The organism is Lysinibacillus sp. KCTC 33748 (genome assembly GCF_002237755.1).
In the GTDB taxonomy this organism is placed as follows: Bacteria; Bacillota; Bacilli; order Bacillales_A; family Planococcaceae; genus Lysinibacillus.
In genome coordinates this window covers 181,569-197,069 of the sequence record NZ_MWSJ01000004.1, presented here as the reverse complement: position 1 = coordinate 197,069, position 15,501 = coordinate 181,569, and the positions used below count along the sequence as shown (strand labels likewise).

17 protein-coding genes are annotated in these 15,501 nt (G+C 35.9%); 4 read left to right on the top strand and 13 right to left on the bottom strand.

What is annotated here, in order from left to right; translation table 11 throughout:
- The first annotated feature begins 488 nt into the window (after window positions 1–488).
- A complete protein-coding gene (locus B1B04_RS08850; protein WP_079561088.1) occupies window positions 489–920 on the top strand; it encodes a DUF4181 domain-containing protein in 432 nt (143 codons plus the stop codon).
- A 70-nt stretch (window positions 921–990) separates the two neighbouring features.
- On the opposite strand, the gene B1B04_RS08845 is transcribed toward B1B04_RS08850, so the two are convergent.
- From B1B04_RS08845 to B1B04_RS08800, 11 genes are all read right to left on the bottom strand, one after another.
- Window positions 991–2,238: a methyl-accepting chemotaxis protein gene (locus tag B1B04_RS08845; RefSeq protein ID WP_079561087.1), complete on the bottom strand. Its 1,248-nt coding sequence runs from the start codon at window positions 2,236–2,238 to the stop codon at window positions 991–993.
- 282 nt (window positions 2,239–2,520) lie between these two features.
- Entirely contained in the window at window positions 2,521–3,939 is a 1,419-nt protein-coding gene (aspA, locus tag B1B04_RS08840) for an aspartate ammonia-lyase (protein WP_079561085.1), read from the bottom strand.
- Between the two features lie 213 nt (window positions 3,940–4,152).
- Window positions 4,153–4,782: an NAD(P)-dependent oxidoreductase gene (locus tag B1B04_RS08835; RefSeq protein ID WP_079561168.1), complete on the bottom strand. Its 630-nt coding sequence runs from the start codon at window positions 4,780–4,782 to the stop codon at window positions 4,153–4,155.
- Between the two features lie 71 nt (window positions 4,783–4,853).
- Window positions 4,854–5,267 (bottom strand): Rrf2 family transcriptional regulator, encoded by a 414-nt coding sequence (locus tag B1B04_RS08830; protein ID WP_079561084.1) that lies wholly within the window; start codon window positions 5,265–5,267, stop codon window positions 4,854–4,856.
- Between the two features lie 101 nt (window positions 5,268–5,368).
- Window positions 5,369–5,575, bottom strand: coding sequence for a thymidylate synthase (locus tag B1B04_RS08825; protein ID WP_079561082.1), 207 nt, complete (start codon window positions 5,573–5,575; stop codon window positions 5,369–5,371).
- A 44-nt stretch (window positions 5,576–5,619) separates the two neighbouring features.
- Complete coding sequence (locus B1B04_RS08820; RefSeq protein WP_205756635.1) at window positions 5,620–5,820, bottom strand: hypothetical protein; 201 nt, start codon at window positions 5,818–5,820, stop codon at window positions 5,620–5,622.
- Between the two features lie 67 nt (window positions 5,821–5,887).
- A complete protein-coding gene (locus B1B04_RS08815) occupies window positions 5,888–6,139 on the bottom strand; it encodes a hypothetical protein (RefSeq protein WP_079561080.1) in 252 nt (83 codons plus the stop codon).
- Window positions 6,129–6,305 (bottom strand): hypothetical protein, encoded by a 177-nt coding sequence (locus B1B04_RS25360; RefSeq protein WP_205756634.1) that lies wholly within the window; start codon window positions 6,303–6,305, stop codon window positions 6,129–6,131. Before B1B04_RS25360 ends, B1B04_RS08815 begins: the two co-directional genes overlap by 11 nt.
- Before the next feature lie 10 nt (window positions 6,306–6,315).
- On the bottom strand, window positions 6,316–6,744 hold the full coding sequence (locus tag B1B04_RS08810) for a hypothetical protein (RefSeq protein ID WP_139376956.1): 429 nt from the start codon (window positions 6,742–6,744) through the stop codon (window positions 6,316–6,318).
- A 125-nt stretch (window positions 6,745–6,869) separates the two neighbouring features.
- Window positions 6,870–7,847, bottom strand: coding sequence for a thymidylate synthase (locus B1B04_RS08805; RefSeq protein ID WP_079561167.1), 978 nt, complete (start codon window positions 7,845–7,847; stop codon window positions 6,870–6,872).
- An 85-nt stretch (window positions 7,848–7,932) separates the two neighbouring features.
- Window positions 7,933–8,850 (bottom strand): hypothetical protein, encoded by a 918-nt coding sequence (locus B1B04_RS08800; RefSeq protein ID WP_079561078.1) that lies wholly within the window; start codon window positions 8,848–8,850, stop codon window positions 7,933–7,935.
- 207 nt (window positions 8,851–9,057) lie between these two features.
- Here B1B04_RS08800 and B1B04_RS08795 point away from each other — a divergent pair, with 207 nt between their 5' ends.
- The 3 genes from B1B04_RS08795 to B1B04_RS08785 all read left to right on the top strand — a co-directional run bounded on the left by B1B04_RS08795 (window position 9,058) and on the right by B1B04_RS08785 (window position 12,246).
- On the top strand, window positions 9,058–11,223 hold the full coding sequence (locus B1B04_RS08795; RefSeq protein WP_079561077.1) for a sensor histidine kinase: 2,166 nt from the start codon (window positions 9,058–9,060) through the stop codon (window positions 11,221–11,223).
- A complete protein-coding gene (locus tag B1B04_RS08790) occupies window positions 11,216–11,842 on the top strand; it encodes a response regulator transcription factor (RefSeq protein WP_079561076.1) in 627 nt (208 codons plus the stop codon). Before B1B04_RS08795 ends, B1B04_RS08790 begins: the two co-directional genes overlap by 8 nt.
- Window positions 11,843–12,045: 203 nt before the next feature.
- The gene (locus B1B04_RS08785; protein ID WP_053592785.1) at window positions 12,046–12,246 is read left to right on the top strand and encodes a cold-shock protein; all 201 of its coding nucleotides are present in this window, start codon (window positions 12,046–12,048) and stop codon (window positions 12,244–12,246) included.
- 169 nt (window positions 12,247–12,415) lie between these two features.
- On the opposite strand, the gene ccsB is transcribed toward B1B04_RS08785, so the two are convergent.
- Window positions 12,416–13,585 carry a c-type cytochrome biogenesis protein CcsB gene (gene ccsB / locus B1B04_RS08780; protein WP_079561075.1) on the bottom strand — a complete coding sequence of 390 codons (1,170 nt, stop codon included), beginning with the start codon at window positions 13,583–13,585 and terminating at the stop codon, window positions 12,416–12,418.
- A gap of 716 nt (window positions 13,586–14,301) precedes the next feature.
- Entirely contained in the window at window positions 14,302–15,204 is a 903-nt protein-coding gene (locus B1B04_RS08775; RefSeq protein WP_170938938.1) for an alpha/beta fold hydrolase, read from the bottom strand.
- Between the last annotated feature and the right edge of the window lie 297 nt (window positions 15,205–15,501).

Sequence of the window (15,501 nt, the reverse complement as noted above, 5' to 3'; positions counted from 1 at the left end):
AAATCAAATTATCCTCAAAATATTATTCCTACTTTAGTGTTTTAAACATAATGCTCTCATTTGTTCGTATTTAACAACGAGCTAGTCCATTCGTTTCCTATTATCCAATTAACTACCAAATAATTATTTACTGTGCTACACTCTGAATAACGATACAATTTCCAGTTATTTTATAAAAAGGACGGGATGGGAATCATAGATGATGCTTAGATATATTTGGGGTGCCTTAATGTGTATATATGGTGTGTCTTTATATATCAAATATTTTCAAAAACTAAGTGAAGGATGGAATATTACTCTTCATTTTTTATCAGCGAGTCTATGTATTATAGGAATTTCATTAATTATTCAGGCAAGAAGAACGCTTAAGTAATCTGGACCTATTAAGCAACATTTGTAATGTTATCGTTTCACACATGCCTGTATAACAAGATTAGCTATCATCTTATTCTTTTAGAAATAAAAAGCAGGCTTAAGAGGTGAACGAAATGAATATTATTAATTTTGATTTAGGAACTCTAATACTTTTTCTAATGGTATTACTTTTAATTATTAGTATTTTTGGATTTGTCATTAGAAAGTTGCTAGGTGTCGAGAGAAAGAAATGGTTTTCTTATGATTACGTTAACGAAAGACATAAAAAACTAGATTTATCAGTACGAATAATTTATTTGAGTCTAGTATTTATTAGTTCGTATTATAAATTTAACAATGATAATGTTAGAATTACTTGGTATTTTGAGTTATGGTTTATCATAATTGTCTTTTTAGTAACCTCTGAAATGTTACGAGCATTTATGGAATGGAAATACGTGGAAAATAAAAAAGATGCTGTTGCTACTATTGCAGAAATGATGTTTATGATTAGCATAGTATTTTTGACGATAAAGACTGATTTTTTTGGCTTATTTAATAGTTAATTCGGAAGAAATTGAAAACAAACAAGGCTATTTCGCAGATAATCTATCCCTGCAAAATAGCCTTTTTTCTTTAGTTACTAAATCTCTGTGTAAGCTTTTGTAAATCTTCTGCTTGTACACATAGGTCTTGTGACACTACTGTGTTGATTGCTTGCATTGAGGCACTTTGTTCATCAACGGAGTGTAAAATGACTTCTGTGGAATTAGTTAAACTTTCCATTCCATTTGCGATTGTCGAAACTAATTTTGTAACTTCATTCGCACTACTTGAAAGCTCTTCAGCTGTTGCGGAAATATCCTCTAGCTGATTCGTCATTTTGCTAACATGCTGAGAGATCGTGCCAAATGACGTTGTAGCCTCATCAATGACGTAGACGCCCTGCTGAACGTTTTTCAAGTCTTCTTCGACAGAGGTTGCTACTTGTTTTGTATCGCTTTCAATGCCAACTACTAGATCGACAATTTGAATAGCCGAATGCTTAGATTGCTCCGCTAGTTTTCGAACTTCCTCTGCTACTACTGCAAAGCCTTTACCATGCTCTCCTGCGCGCGCCGCTTCTATCGCTGCATTTAATGCAAGTAAATTCGTTTGATCTGTAATAGCCGTAATCATGTCTGTCATAGATTTTATATCTGTCATTTTGCCTGATAATTGCTGCATTAAGTTACTTGTTTTTTCAGTAGAATCTGAAATGAATTCCATTTGATTTTTAGCTACATGTAAAATTTCCGCACCATTGCCTGCAATATCGTTTGCTTCTTTCGCATGATCAAATACATCTTGTGTAGCCACGGTAATACGCTCAATGCCATCAGCTGTTTCTTGCATAGCTATAGCGCTTTCATTTGCAGAATGTGCTGCTTTTTTAAGGCCCTCAGTCGTATTCTCCATTTGTGAGTCTACTTCGTTTATCGCATCTGCAATTTCATTTGTACTTGCTGATAGCTCCTCTATGCTCGCTGATAAATCGGTAGAACTACTAGCAATTTTTTGTGTCATCATATGTAATTGTTCTTTCATCTCAATAAATGCTTTACCTAAAGCTGCAACCTCATCATTGGATTTTATCTCGATAGGAGAAGTGGTCAAATTTCCTTCAGCTATAGCTTGAGCGGATACTGCTAATTGTTTAATTGGATTAATAATTTTGTATTTCACATAGAAAATACACGATATTGTCATAGTAAATCCTATTACTGTTAATAAAGTGGACATCCACTCTAATGACTTTAAATTTGCTAAGTCAATAATTAAAATAAGACCCATGATAACATTTAAAAATGAAAAGCCAATTATACTTTTTTGTCGTAAACTCATACTAAATTCCCCTAACTATAATAGTATTCCCATAATCAATTATAGTTTAAAATCCCTAAAATTCCTAGAAAAAAACACCAACTTTTGTAAGAAAATAGAATTATAAAACAGGAATTTTTTTCGTATTGTTCAAAACTATTGTGTCGAAGTTGTGATATAAAAGTTCGACTCTTCGTCAAGGGAGATTTCAGTAAAGACTGGGCGTTCTTTAGAGGAGGTGTTGGTTGAATTTTGAACAACTAAAAAAGCACTTTGCTCTAGACAAAGTGCTTTCAACATAAATTATTTTAATTTCATAATACTTGAACCCGCAATACCTGGATGAGTCATCTCATATGGATCTAGAATTAAATCTAATTGTTCTTTCGTTAGTACACCCTCTTCAAGGCAAAGCTCACGAATTGAACGACCAGATAGAATTGCTTCGCGTGCAAGGCGTGCAGCTACTTCATAGCCAATATGTGGGTTCACTGCTGTTAGTACGCCAACACTTTTTTCCACATATTCTTTCATGCGGTCTTCGTTTGCTTCAATATCCTTCAAGCAATTTTGTGTAAATGCTCGGAACACGTTATTCATAATACTAATAGATTGAATTAAGTTAAAGACAAGTACAGGCTCCATTACGTTTAATTCTAATTGTCCTGCTTCAGATGCTAAAGAAATCGTATGGTCATTACCAATTACTTGGAATGCTACTTGGTTAAGTACTTCTGGCATAACAGGATTTACTTTACCTGGCATAATAGAAGATCCAGGTTGACGCGCTGGTAAAATGATTTCCCCTAATCCAGCACGTGGACCAGAAGCCATTAAACGAAGGTCATTAGCAATTTTCGACATATTAATCATACAGATTTTTAATGCGCCTGATACTTCTGTATAAGCATCTGTATTTTGTGTTGCATCTACTAAATGTGTAGCGCCTTTAAGCGGTAATCCTGAAATTTCAGCAAGATGAAGATCAACTGCTTGAATATAGTCAGGGAATGCATTTAAGCCTGTTCCAACAGCTGTTGCTCCCATATTTACATCATATAGATTTGGGCGAGTTTGGCGAATACGCGCAATATCACGAGTGATCACACGGCAATACGCTTCAAATTCTTGCCCTAATCGAATCGGTACAGCGTCTTGTAAATGCGTACGACCCATTTTAATTACATGCGCAAATTGCTCCGCTTTTTGGTGGAACACTGCTTGCATGTTTTCCATTGTAAGAAGTAGTTCATCTATCAAATTCAACACAGCAATATGAATAGCTGTTGGGAAAGCATCATTTGTTGATTGAGACATATTTACATGGCTGTTAGGGCTAATTGTATGGTAGTCCCCTTTTTCTTTGCCTAAAATCTCTAAAGCACGGTTAGCAATAACTTCGTTGGCATTCATATTAATCGATGTGCCAGCACCACCTTGGATTGGGTCTACGATAAATTCAGCATCCCACTCACCATCAATAACTTCTTGTGAAGCTTCGACAATTGCATCTCCGATTTCTTTTGAAAGTAGGTGTACCTCCATATTACTCAAAGCAGCTGCTTTTTTAACAATACCCATTGCTTTAATAAGTGCAGAATGAATTGTATACCCTGTAATCGGGAAATTTTCAGTTGCACGAAGCGTTTGGATTCCGTAATAAGCATTGCTTGGTAAGGCGCGTTCACCTAAAAAGTCTTTTTCTATACGTTGTGTGGACATAATTGTCGTCTCCTTTTATGTAATCCTCACACTTGATAGTAGCTAATAACTGACGTATTGTAAACAGTCATTTGTCTGTAAAATGAAAAATACTCATTTTTAGCTTTTCGTTATTGTGTCCAGAGGCTTTATTTTCATTCATTTCACCACCTTTAGCCGCTTCGCTTTCGAAAAAAAATAAAACCGAGCGCAATTTTTACGCTCGGTTTATCATTATTTATTAGAAGTCACTGTAAAACGACTGTTTACATGCTTTGGATTTTCAATTTCATCCAACACTGCAACGGCATAATCTGCATAGCTAACATAACTTTCGCCAGAAGCATTCACTAATAAATGATCTTCTCCAGCAGTATAGCTACCTGTACGTGGACCTTCTGGATCAAAGAAAGCTGATGGACTTAAAAATGTCCAAGTAATAGTAGATTGTTGTAAGTCGTATAGATTTTCACCTTGATTTTTAGCTGTTGCGTAATACATTTCTGGAAAATCAGGTGTATCCATTACGCGTACATTTTTCTCTGGGTCTACAAACAGACTACCCGCTCCACCGACAACAAATAATTTTGTATTAATACCATTGAATATATCTATTAAATGACGACCAGCTTTCACATGTAATTCTTCCTGACCAGCAGGTGCACCAAACGCACTTACGACTACGTCAAAGCCTTTCACATCTTCTTGAGATAATGCAAAAACTTCCTTTTCAATTACTGAAATATTTGCTGTTACTTTTGAAGCTGAACGTACTATTGCAGTTACATCATGATCACGTTGCAGTGCCTCCTCCACAATCTTTTTTCCTGCTTTCCCTGTTGCACCAATTACTGCGATTTTCATCATTCTAATTCCTCCTATTTTTCAATTGTAACTAATTTAGTTACAGGTTAGATACAAAAGATCGACTTCGTTTATTTACGAAGTTGATCTAACACATCCTGTAAAGTCTGTGCTTGAAGTTGTTCTTCCATTGCATGCCAAACAGATGTATAAACACCTTCCAATGTCCGTTGGATTTTTTGACCAACTGAACATGCTGGATTTGGCTCATCATGAATCGCAAATAGCTGCTCTGGCCCATCAATCGCATGGTAAATAGCTAAAAGCGTTAAATCTTTTGGCTCTACTAAAAGATCATAGCCTGGAATACCTGTTTGCGAGGTAAGCAAACCCGCTTTTTTTAGCACACCAATCATACGTCGCACAACAACTGGATTTGTATTCACACTTCCAGCAATGTACTCAGACGTCAGCTGATTTTTATCAGATGTTGTAGCAATAAGCGAAAGAATATGGATCGCTACCGAAAACCGACTGTTCACCATATGTATCACCACCTGTTGTAACTATTATAGTTACAGGTTTGAATAAAAGCAAACAAATTGCTTTATTTGTACCTGCATTTATTTTTTCATATTACGGAGTATTATACTTTCTTAACGTAAATGACTAATTCTTGTCGTATTTCTCCATCTTCCTCATAAAAATCTAAGTTATGAAATTCATACTTAAAATGGCCACCTGGAAACGTCACACTTTCCCCCTGTGCCGCAGCTAATGTACCTGCCACATCATGTGACACCATATGCAAAAGCTCTGTACCTAAAACTGAATCTACAAATACCACGTTCATAAAAAACACCTCCTCAGCTATTATAGCTTAGAAGGCGCTTACAATTACAGTCTTTCTTCATAACGTTTCAAGCGAATTTCCTCAATGACTTCCATCATTATTTGAATTTGCTCCAATGTTAATTTTGTAGAGATGTGTGGTAGCTCAGATTCCACTGTTGCTTGAGGAGTATTCGTCAGCACCTTTGTCCTTAAACGCTGCTCACGCTCTCTTCCATCTATTTGAAAAATCAATGATCTCCTCACACCATCACCTCTAGATTTTTATTTTAACTTCCATATTAAAACTTATATCGGAAAAAACTTGAAATATTTAAATATCCTTTATATTTTTTAGAAAGTTTTGTTCTTTTATATGTATTAAAGGGTTTCTCTCTTTTGGTGTTTTATTCGTCGGTTTGGCAGTTTTAGTCACGATTTTGGTGGTTCTTTCCATCGCTGGGGTGATTCTTTCCGTCGCTTTGGCTCTTCTATCCATCATTTTGGACATTCTATCCACGATTTTGCATGTTCTATCCATCATTTTGGCCACTCTATCCACGATTTTGATGGTTCTATCCATCATTTTGGCTTTCATCCTTCACTTTGCCGTTTCTTTCCGTCGCTTTGCCTGTCCCTTCCGTCACTTCGGCTCTTCCTTCCGTCGCTCTGACTGTTCTTTCCGTCACTTTGGCTCTTCTATCCATCATTTTGGACATTCTATCCACGATTTTGCAGGTTCTATCCATCATTTTGGCCTCTCTATCCACGATTTTGATGGTTCCATCCATTATTTTGACTTCTTTCCGTCACATCGGCTCTTCCTTCCGTCTCTCTGCCTGTCCTTTCCGTCACATCGGTTCTTCCTTCCGTCACTTTGGCTCTTCTTTCCGTCGCTTTGGCTCTTTCATCCGTCGCTCTGCCTGTTCTTTCCGTCACTTCGGCTCTTCCTTCCGTCGCTCTGCCTGTCCTTTCCGTCACTTCGGTTCTTCCTTCCGTCACTTTGGCTCTTCTTTCCGTCGCTTTGGCTCTTTCATCCGTCGCTCTGACTGTTTCTTCCGTCACTTTGTCTCTTCCTTCCGTCGCTCTGCCTGTTCTTTCCACCGCTTCTGCTCTTCCTTCCGTCGCTCTGCCTGTCCTTTCCGTCACTTCGGCTCTTCCTTCCGTCGCTTTGACTCTTCTATCCATCATTTTGGCCTCTCTATCCACGATTTAGCCGGTTCTATCCATTCTTTCCGTCGCTCCGATCTATCTATCTCCCACTTCAATGTTTGTTTACATAAAAAAACAGCAGCCAAAACGGCTGCTGCTTTAGGTTAAACGGCAATTGGTGCTTTAATTGTTGGGTGTGGATCGTAGCCCTCAATTGAAAGATCTTCGAGTTCAATGTCGAAAATCGACGTTTTATTTGGATTGATTTTTAAGGCTGGTAGGTCCTTAGGCTCGCGTGAAAGCTGTTCTTTTACTTGCTCCACGTGATTTGAATATATATGAGCATCCCCAATGCTGTGAATAAATTCGCCTACTTCTAAACCGCATTCGTGTGCAATTAAATGTGTCAGTAATGCATATGAGGCAATGTTAAATGGACAGCCGAGTAATGTATCGAGACTTCTTTGCATTAGCTGGCAGCTCAATTTTCCATTTGCGACATAAAATTGGAACATTACGTGACATGGAGGTAGTGCAGCTTTACTGCCTTTTGCTCCTGCATTGATAACGTCTTCTGGATTCCATGCATTGACAATAATGCGTCGTGAATCTGGATTGTGCTTAATTTGATGGATTACATCTTGCAATTGATCGATGCTTTCCCCTGTTGATGTTGTCCAATTACGCCATTGCTTGCCGTAAACATTTCCTAGCTCGCCGTATTTATTTGCAAATTCATCATCTGTTAATATGCGCTCACAAAATGAAGCTAACTCTTTTTGGTAGTCAGCGTTGAATGATTCGTCCACTAAGCAACGACGACCAAAATCTGTCATATCGGGACCTGAATATTCATCAGACTCAACCCATTTTTTAAAAGCCCATTCATCCCAAATATGATTGTTGTTTTGTAGTAGATAGCGAATATTTGTATCCCCTTTAATAAACCAAAGTAGCTCACTTGCTACAAGTTTGAATGGTACACGTTTCGTCGTTAATAGAGGAAAACCTTTGCTTAAATCAAATCGCATTTGATAGCCAAATACACTATATGTACCGGTCCCTGTTCGATCTTCCTTTTTAACGCCACTCTCTAATATATGTTGTAGTAAATTTAAGTACGCGATTTCTGGATGCGCCATGTTCATCAACAGCTCCTTCAAGTATGCTGTTGACCATTATATCATCTAATAACTCCATGTGAATGCCCAAAAATAAAAACAATATTTACCTGACTGAGCCAAAGGAATCGTATTCTAGCTCCCTTGCGATTTCACTCTCCATCGTGACAAAAAACATTGGCATCAAAATAATATTAAATAAAACTGGGACAATAATAAACAAAAGGTCAACCCCTGGGTCAAAATAGATACCAAACGCGGTCAATAAGCCTGAACTGATTAGAAAAACAATTTGCATACCGATAATTATTATCGGTATGATTTGATACAAATAATTTAGCTTTCGGAATTGATGCATATTTTCTGGGTCTTTAATAATTCTCTTTTTTAAGCGCCTCGATAAAATGAAACAGGCAATAAGCTGCGCCAAAATAAAGCTAAAATAAATAACAATATGTAGTAGCATTTGCCCTTTCATAACAGAGCCAATAAAATGTCCTACCCGCTGATGTAGTAGGTCGTTAACCTCTCCCTCATAAACATATTCCTGTTCACTAAAATAAGTAGACGGTTCTACAAAGCCGAGATTTGCCAAATCATTTGAGTTAGCTTGCCAGTCGATTAGTTTGCTAGACAAAATTTTTAATTGAATGGGATCATTTTCGCCAAACATTCCTATTAAAAAAGTATATGGAATCGCTATCTTTATTTTCCCATCTTGTTTTTCATGAATTAAATCTTTAATCGAAAAAGTATACGCTACATCCGTCTGGAGGACTTCATAACGAGGATCCTCGACCTTCCAATGACTTGCTAACGAGGATTCTATGTTATTCTTCATTTCAACATACGGCGTATCATTATGTAAACTCTTTGGAATCTTATAGACAAAACGATTATCACTCCCAATAATGCAAATATCTACTTTCACCGCATCACTTTCTACGTTTTTAGCGTTTGTTGTCATCGGGTACGACATTATGACGACTAGAAAAAGGACTATTAACAATCCTTTCTTTGTCATGCAACGCTCCCCCTTTTCGTCACACATGATAGTTTTACACTATCACACGCTACACCGAAAAAACTACTTCGTTATTCCGAAAAAGGAATAGTGGTTTTCCGAAACAACTTTTTCGGTATTCCAAAATTACCAAAAATTGTGGATAATATAGTAGTACTTAAGATTGAAATGGGGCATTACTATCATGCAAATAAATGAGAGAAAACAATGAGTAAATGGACATATAGTATTTTCATAACCTACCTACTCCTCGGTATTTATGTACTTGTAGTTGCATCACAAATACCTTTTATTGCTATTTCAGTAGACACAACTGGCGAACAACCAGTTATGACCGAGTTCTACTATCCAAATTGGGCACAGCAGCATAATATTGAAAAGGGCGATATACTACTGACAATTGATGACAAACCTGTTCTTTCTAATCAACTCGATTCTTTGGTACGTTGTGCAAAAAAACTGATATTTATGAAGCCGAATGGTGATGTTCATACTGTTTTAGTTAAGATTAAAGATATTCCGGAAGAATTATATTTGCATATTATTTTTCCACTTTTTTATTTCGTTCTATCATTTGGCGTTGCTATCTATTTATGGCGAAGAAATACTGATAATCTACTAACTAGTCTACTAACTTTATTTTTATTAACCTGTTCTTTGGCTTATATAAGTTCAGGAGCCTCAAGTAGAGGAAATCTAATTGGAGGATTTGTAATAAGTATTGGTATAATTTTATGCATAGTGCTTTTTATTCACTTCTTACAATGTTATTTCCGCTACCTATGTATAGGATGGCCATACCTCAATTCGAAATGGCTTTATTTAGCACTACTATTTATACCTTGCTTGGATTTCATACGAATTGTTAATCCTGACTTTTATTCAATCACATCCTTAATTAAATTAGGAATGTTTGCTGTACTTGTTCTCTATGCAATTTATATTTTACTAACGAGTTATTTACGAACTAAACAGGAAAAAATCCGTTTAATCACTATTGCATTTATTACGCCTTTTTTGCCGTTTTTACTGTTTTTCGTCATACCCGAATTATTAGGACAAAAGCCTATTTTAATTTCTGAAGTAGCTGCATTATTTTTATTGTTTATTCCTTTTTCTTTTATTTTCATTCAAGTGAATGAACGTTTATTCGATATTGAATATCAATTATCTCGTTTACGTTATTATTCAACACTTACCTTTTTTTGTGCATTACTATTAACTACGGGTATTACCCTCCTGTTTATAGACAAATTATCGATTGTTAAAATTATAGGTGTCTTTACACTAATATTCCTCGTCATCATTGCTAGTTTCTATTTAAAAGAGCAGCTTGATTTTAAATATCGAAAGATTATATTTTCATCCACAGGCGATTATGTACATAATTTATATGCTGCGGTTAATCGTATGGGGAAAGCGAAAAACCAGCAAGAATTACTGGATCAATTCAAGTATGAAATAACAGAAAAGCTTGGTACTACTGCCTTTACAATTACAACAATTACGGAAAGCACTCGTGATGAAGTTAATATGGGGAATCACCTACTATTACATGATACAGGTGAAGAAAAAATCATGTTACACATTAGACATGTATTACAAAAAGAAGAGCTTCTTTGGCTAGAGTTACTAGCCCTCTATGTTTCAATGTTTATTGATAATTTAAAGCTCATTGAAGATTTAGTGTATGAAATAAAGCTTATGAAGGATCACAATGATACACAGCTTCCTTGGCTCGACAAATTATTATGGAATATCATTGAAAAGGAGAAAAGTATTTTAGCACAGGAATTACATGACACTATTTTGCAAGAGCAACTTCATTTAGCGAGAGAGTTAGATGTACTTACTAGCTCTCCTATTATTAATAAAGAAAAGGTATTAGATATTCGTGAGCAGTTGCTGAATGCATCGAAGGACTTACGTGAGTATTGTGAGAATTTAAGCCCTCCTTTGCTGGACACATTTGGGCTACAAATCGCCTTAAAAAAACTAATTCAAAAGGTGAAAATACGAGCAGATTTTTTATTAAAAACTCAAATAGAACGTGTCCAATTTGAGGATGTAACTTTACACTTAGTCGTTTATCGCCTTGTGCAGGAGCTCTTAAATAATGCCATTAAACATGCTGAGGCAACCGAAGTTTCACTAAGACTACAAGCGATAAATCGCGGCTTCATCCTCCAATACGATGATAATGGTATTGGCTGTAATATTGAAAGTTTAATGCAATCTTCAAATTCTATGGGCATTAATGGTATTCGAGAGCGAGTCCGTGCTTTTAATGGGAACATCACGATAACCTCCGATTTAAATGAAGGAATGCATATTGTTATTCAAATACAAGAGGACGTGGATTCAGATGATTAATATTCTTATTATAGATGACCATCCTGTCGTTTTAGATGGTACGAAAACATTATTACAGGATTTAGCAAATGTCCATATAGATACGGAACAAGATAGCTCCGCTGTTCTGTCGCGAATGGATGATCAATCTTTTCAATTATTTTTGATTGATATTAATATGAAGCCAATCAATGGCATCCAGCTTTCAGAAATGATTAAGAAAAAGCAACCAGAAGCACTTATTTTACTCTATACAGGATATGAACTTTCCGATTATTACGAACTACTGATTGAGAAGAAGGTCGATGGACTCTTATCAAAGCTCGCCACGAAACAGCAAGTGATTCAAACCATTGAAGCCGCACTAAGGGGCGAGATCTTACTAGCAGCTGATTTTTTAGACTTTGTACAGCAGCGTACCAATCTTCCAAACGCGCAGCAAGATGTTTTACTAAGTGACAAGGAGCAAGAGATTTTACAGCTTGTCGCACAAGGATGTACAAATAAAGCAATTGCTTCAGCCATCGGGGTCACGCAACGCACTGTTGAAAATTATTTATCCAAGCTTTTTGTCAAACTAAACGTAGAATCTCGTGCAGAGGCCGTAATTGTCGCGAAAGAGAAAGAATGGTTAAAATAATGGAAATGTAAATTTTACATTACAAATTCGGAATATACTGGATAAATATTCGGAATTGTTATATAATCAGAACAATAATTACATTACTTCATCTTATCCGCTAAAATCACGTATTCAAAAGTAATACGAGCTTTTGAAAATGTGTTTTTTTTGCAAGCGATCGAAGCAATATGATTGTTTAATTTTTTTGGGAGGTTGTTCACATGACACAAGGTACAGTTAAATGGTTTAACGCAGAAAAAGGTTTTGGATTTATCGAGGTAGAAGGTGGAAATGATGTATTTGTACATTTCTCTGCTATTCAATCAGATGGCTTTAAAACTTTAGAAGAAGGCCAAAAAGTAGAGTTCGGCGTTGAAGAAGGTAACCGCGGACCTCAGGCTACTAATGTTGTAAAGCTTTAATTTATAGCTTTAACATGTAGAGTGCAAAATACAAGAGACATCCAAATTAATGGATGTCTCTTTTTTACGGTTATTTAAAATAAAGTTCCTATATAAAACGGATAAAATAAGAGCATCGCAAAAAAATGAACCCTTGAGCTAGCCCTGGCATATCCCCCCGATAACATCCTTACGCGTAAGAATGTAAACCAGCAATAACTAAATTTACAAATACTTGATTGAACACGATAATTCCAAAACCAATAATCGCTAACCAAGCTGTCTTTTCCCCTTCCCAGCCTTTTGAAAGGCGGAAATGAAGGAAAGCGGCATAAAATAAAAATGTGATCAGTGCCCACACTTCCTTTGGGTCCCAACCCCAATACCTACTCCAAGCAATCTGTGCCCAAATCATGGCAAACAACAGACCTCCTAGAGCAAACAATGGGAAACCTATGACAACTGCTCGATATGTAATTTCATCTATTAATACTGGCTGTACACGGTTTGTTAATGGCTTTAATAACACAATTAATCGTCTTCTCGTAATGAGTACAATCACCCCATATAAAATCGTTCCAACGATAAATGACCAGACAATCGTATTCAATTTCTTCGCATCTAGCTTATTCGTAATCTGTAAAACGCCAACCTGATCTCCACTATCTGTTACTGCACCTTTATTGACAATTAGAGGCGTCATCGTATACTCGGCTGTTTCTTTCTTCTCTAACTTATTTTCAAATTGAACCTCTATTTTATCTCCTGCTACGTTAAAGTAAGTTGCCACTCCAATAAAGCCAATCACAACAATTAAGCAATACATAACAAATTCCAAGGCAACTGTACTCATCGAAAATTTAGAAACATCTAATGTTCGTAACAAATAAATAATACCTGTTGCAAATGAAACCGATAAAACAGCACTTGAAAAGGCAACTGTCATAACATGAATCGTTAACCAATTACTTTGCAGCGATGGAACAAGTGGTGAAACTGTTTTTGTAAAAACGCTTCCATAACCGAGAATAATTAATGACACAGGGATCGTAAACAAACCTACAACAATTTGCTTATATAAAAAATGAATGATCAAATAACTACCAGTAAGCATAATGCCAAAGAACGTCATAAACTCATACATATTACTTACAGGTGCATGATCAACAGCAATCCACCTTAAAATGAAATAAACTAACTGTAAAGCAAATGCAATATATGTAAGTAAAAGCCCGATTTTTCCAAATATCTTTCCTTTTGATTTCACGGCAAGTCCAATCGGTATAATGGCGATCAGAAGTAAAATAAATGCCACGAAAAATGAATTACTACTTAAACTTAATAATGTTTCGTTACTCAATATGAAATCCTCCAAAGTATTTTTTTGCTCATCTCCATAATGTGAGGTTGATTTTCGTTCCTACTGGGCGCTTTGTTGCTGTCGCTTCGCTTTCGCTACAGAAAACATTGTGTTGCTGCCGCTTCGCTTTCGCACAGAGCCAGCCTCCACTCCAACTTATATCAATGGTATTACCGTTCCCTCCTTGTTGTGATGTCCATTTTTTGAGGAAACTATATAGTAGCTTCCAATAAAAATAACGTCATTCATCAAAGTAAGTGCCATCATTTCCCTTTAAATAGCTTTTTTTTCAGAATTGTTACAATCTTGTGGCGTAAAGTAGAGAACAAATCTCTAAAAAATGCCCTCATATCAAAAAAATAAACCATCTATAAAGGCGAATAGATGGCGAATTTCAAAAAGATAGCATGACTCTAACTACATCCTACTAAAATATGAAATAAAAGTCTATTTTAAAAATTATTTCTATACTAAATCTTGAAGGACAAATTAAAAGACCTAAGCCCAGTGGAGTACCAAACTAAGGTCTTAGAAGTTGCTTTTCTATAGATATCTAATTTTTGGGGTCAGGTCAATAGAAATCAACTGTGCTTTTTATAATCGAATCTTCTACTAAGGTAGTCCTATAGTTTAAGTAGAGACCTTTACAATCTTTTCTTTACTCTAACAAAGGTCTAATCTTTTATCTAAGTTGAGCCACTCCAAAGGACGCCCTCTTATTCAAGAAAAGTACCCGTTTGTCGAATAAGGAGAAGTTGTTCATAAACCTTTTGATTATTTTCCCATTTCCACAACAAAATTTCATTAGCAACAGTTTCAGGATAGTCCCAATGAATGTTATGCATGGTATTATCAATACCTATTACCTTTATATTCTTAATATCCTCTTTAATTTTTTGTATTCCTTTATTTCGGGATGTATCAGTCGCTGGAATTGTTGCATGAAACAGTAGGACAGGGCATTCAAGACTATCATAAGTAGTTGAACAAGGTTCTTTATAAAATGCTTTAATGGTTGATAAAATGCTAAACCTGTCAGCCTTTAATACATAGTTATCGTTAACCTTTTTAAAGTTAGAGGTTATTGTTGAATCAAGCTGTGTGTCCCATTGCTTCGTTGTGTAATTTTGGTACTCTTTAACTACTTCATCCCATGAATTATATTTACTTGAATCCATATATTCCTGCCAACCTACTAAAGCTTTTACTTCCGTCATCCCATCAACATGTTCAGGAAATACATATCCTCCATCTATTAAAATGACTCCTCTTATCTTATTAGGAAATATTTTTGTGAAATGTAAGGCAAGGTCAGCCCCCCAAGAATGTCCTAACAAATAAATAGAATCATTAGTAATCTTCTGTATCACTCTATAAATACGCCTTGCTAAAGAGGAAAACATATAATCCTGCTCTACATCTAGTAATTGAGATTCTCCATGGCCTGGATTATCTAAAAGAATAAGGTGAAAGTCATTTATCAAGTATTTAATTAACCCCAAAAAACTTTTTGAATCTCCTGTCAATCCATGAAGGCAAACAAGTGAAGGAAGACCGTTATTACCAAATTCATATCCGTGAAAAGTATAGTTATCTACTGTTTTTTTAAATTCCTTCAATTCAATCCCCCTTCTAAAGTGAATGAGGTTATTCCTAAAATAAAAACTATTTCAGTTCTTAGACTAAACTCCCCCATTAGTTTGAGTACAACCTTTCACAAACACCTTACATTACCATAAGCATTCTATTTTTTTTGATATTTTTGCCCGTTTGTTAAATAAAGATTTCTTTTACAATACCTTTCCCACATCAAATGAGAAAACAGCCATTTTCTTTTAAGGAGCTATGGTTTACCAATGCAGGTAGTTAGCCGTTATCGCTTCGTCACCTCTCCTTTTTAGTCATGCAAGCACGGA

Excerpts from the sequence above, each read along its gene's own strand:
- B1B04_RS08850 (WP_079561088.1), top strand. The coding sequence starts at position 489 with ATGAATATTATTAATTTTGATTTAGGAACTCTAATACTTTTTCTAATG.
- B1B04_RS08845 (WP_079561087.1), bottom strand. The coding sequence starts at position 2,238 with ATGAGTTTACGACAAAAAAGTATAATTGGCTTTTCATTTTTAAATGTT.
- aspA (WP_079561085.1), bottom strand. The coding sequence starts at position 3,939 with ATGTCCACACAACGTATAGAAAAAGACTTTTTAGGTGAACGCGCCTTA.
- B1B04_RS08835 (WP_079561168.1), bottom strand. The coding sequence starts at position 4,782 with ATGAAAATCGCAGTAATTGGTGCAACAGGGAAAGCAGGAAAAAAGATT.
- B1B04_RS08830 (WP_079561084.1), bottom strand. The coding sequence starts at position 5,267 with ATGGTGAACAGTCGGTTTTCGGTAGCGATCCATATTCTTTCGCTTATT.
- B1B04_RS08825 (WP_079561082.1), bottom strand. The coding sequence starts at position 5,575 with ATGAACGTGGTATTTGTAGATTCAGTTTTAGGTACAGAGCTTTTGCAT.
- B1B04_RS08815 (WP_079561080.1), bottom strand. The coding sequence starts at position 6,139 with ATGATGGATAGAACCATCAAAATCGTGGATAGAGTGGCCAAAATGATG.
- B1B04_RS25360 (WP_205756634.1), bottom strand. The coding sequence starts at position 6,305 with ATGATGGATAGAACCTGCAAAATCGTGGATAGAATGTCCAAAATGATG.
- B1B04_RS08810 (WP_139376956.1), bottom strand. The coding sequence starts at position 6,744 with ATGATGGATAGAAGAGTCAAAGCGACGGAAGGAAGAGCCGAAGTGACG.
- B1B04_RS08805 (WP_079561167.1), bottom strand. The coding sequence starts at position 7,847 with ATGGCGCATCCAGAAATCGCGTACTTAAATTTACTACAACATATATTA.
- B1B04_RS08800 (WP_079561078.1), bottom strand. The coding sequence starts at position 8,850 with ATGACAAAGAAAGGATTGTTAATAGTCCTTTTTCTAGTCGTCATAATG.
- B1B04_RS08795 (WP_079561077.1), top strand. The coding sequence starts at position 9,058 with ATGAGTAAATGGACATATAGTATTTTCATAACCTACCTACTCCTCGGT.
- B1B04_RS08790 (WP_079561076.1), top strand. The coding sequence starts at position 11,216 with ATGATTAATATTCTTATTATAGATGACCATCCTGTCGTTTTAGATGGT.
- B1B04_RS08785 (WP_053592785.1), top strand. The coding sequence starts at position 12,046 with ATGACACAAGGTACAGTTAAATGGTTTAACGCAGAAAAAGGTTTTGGA.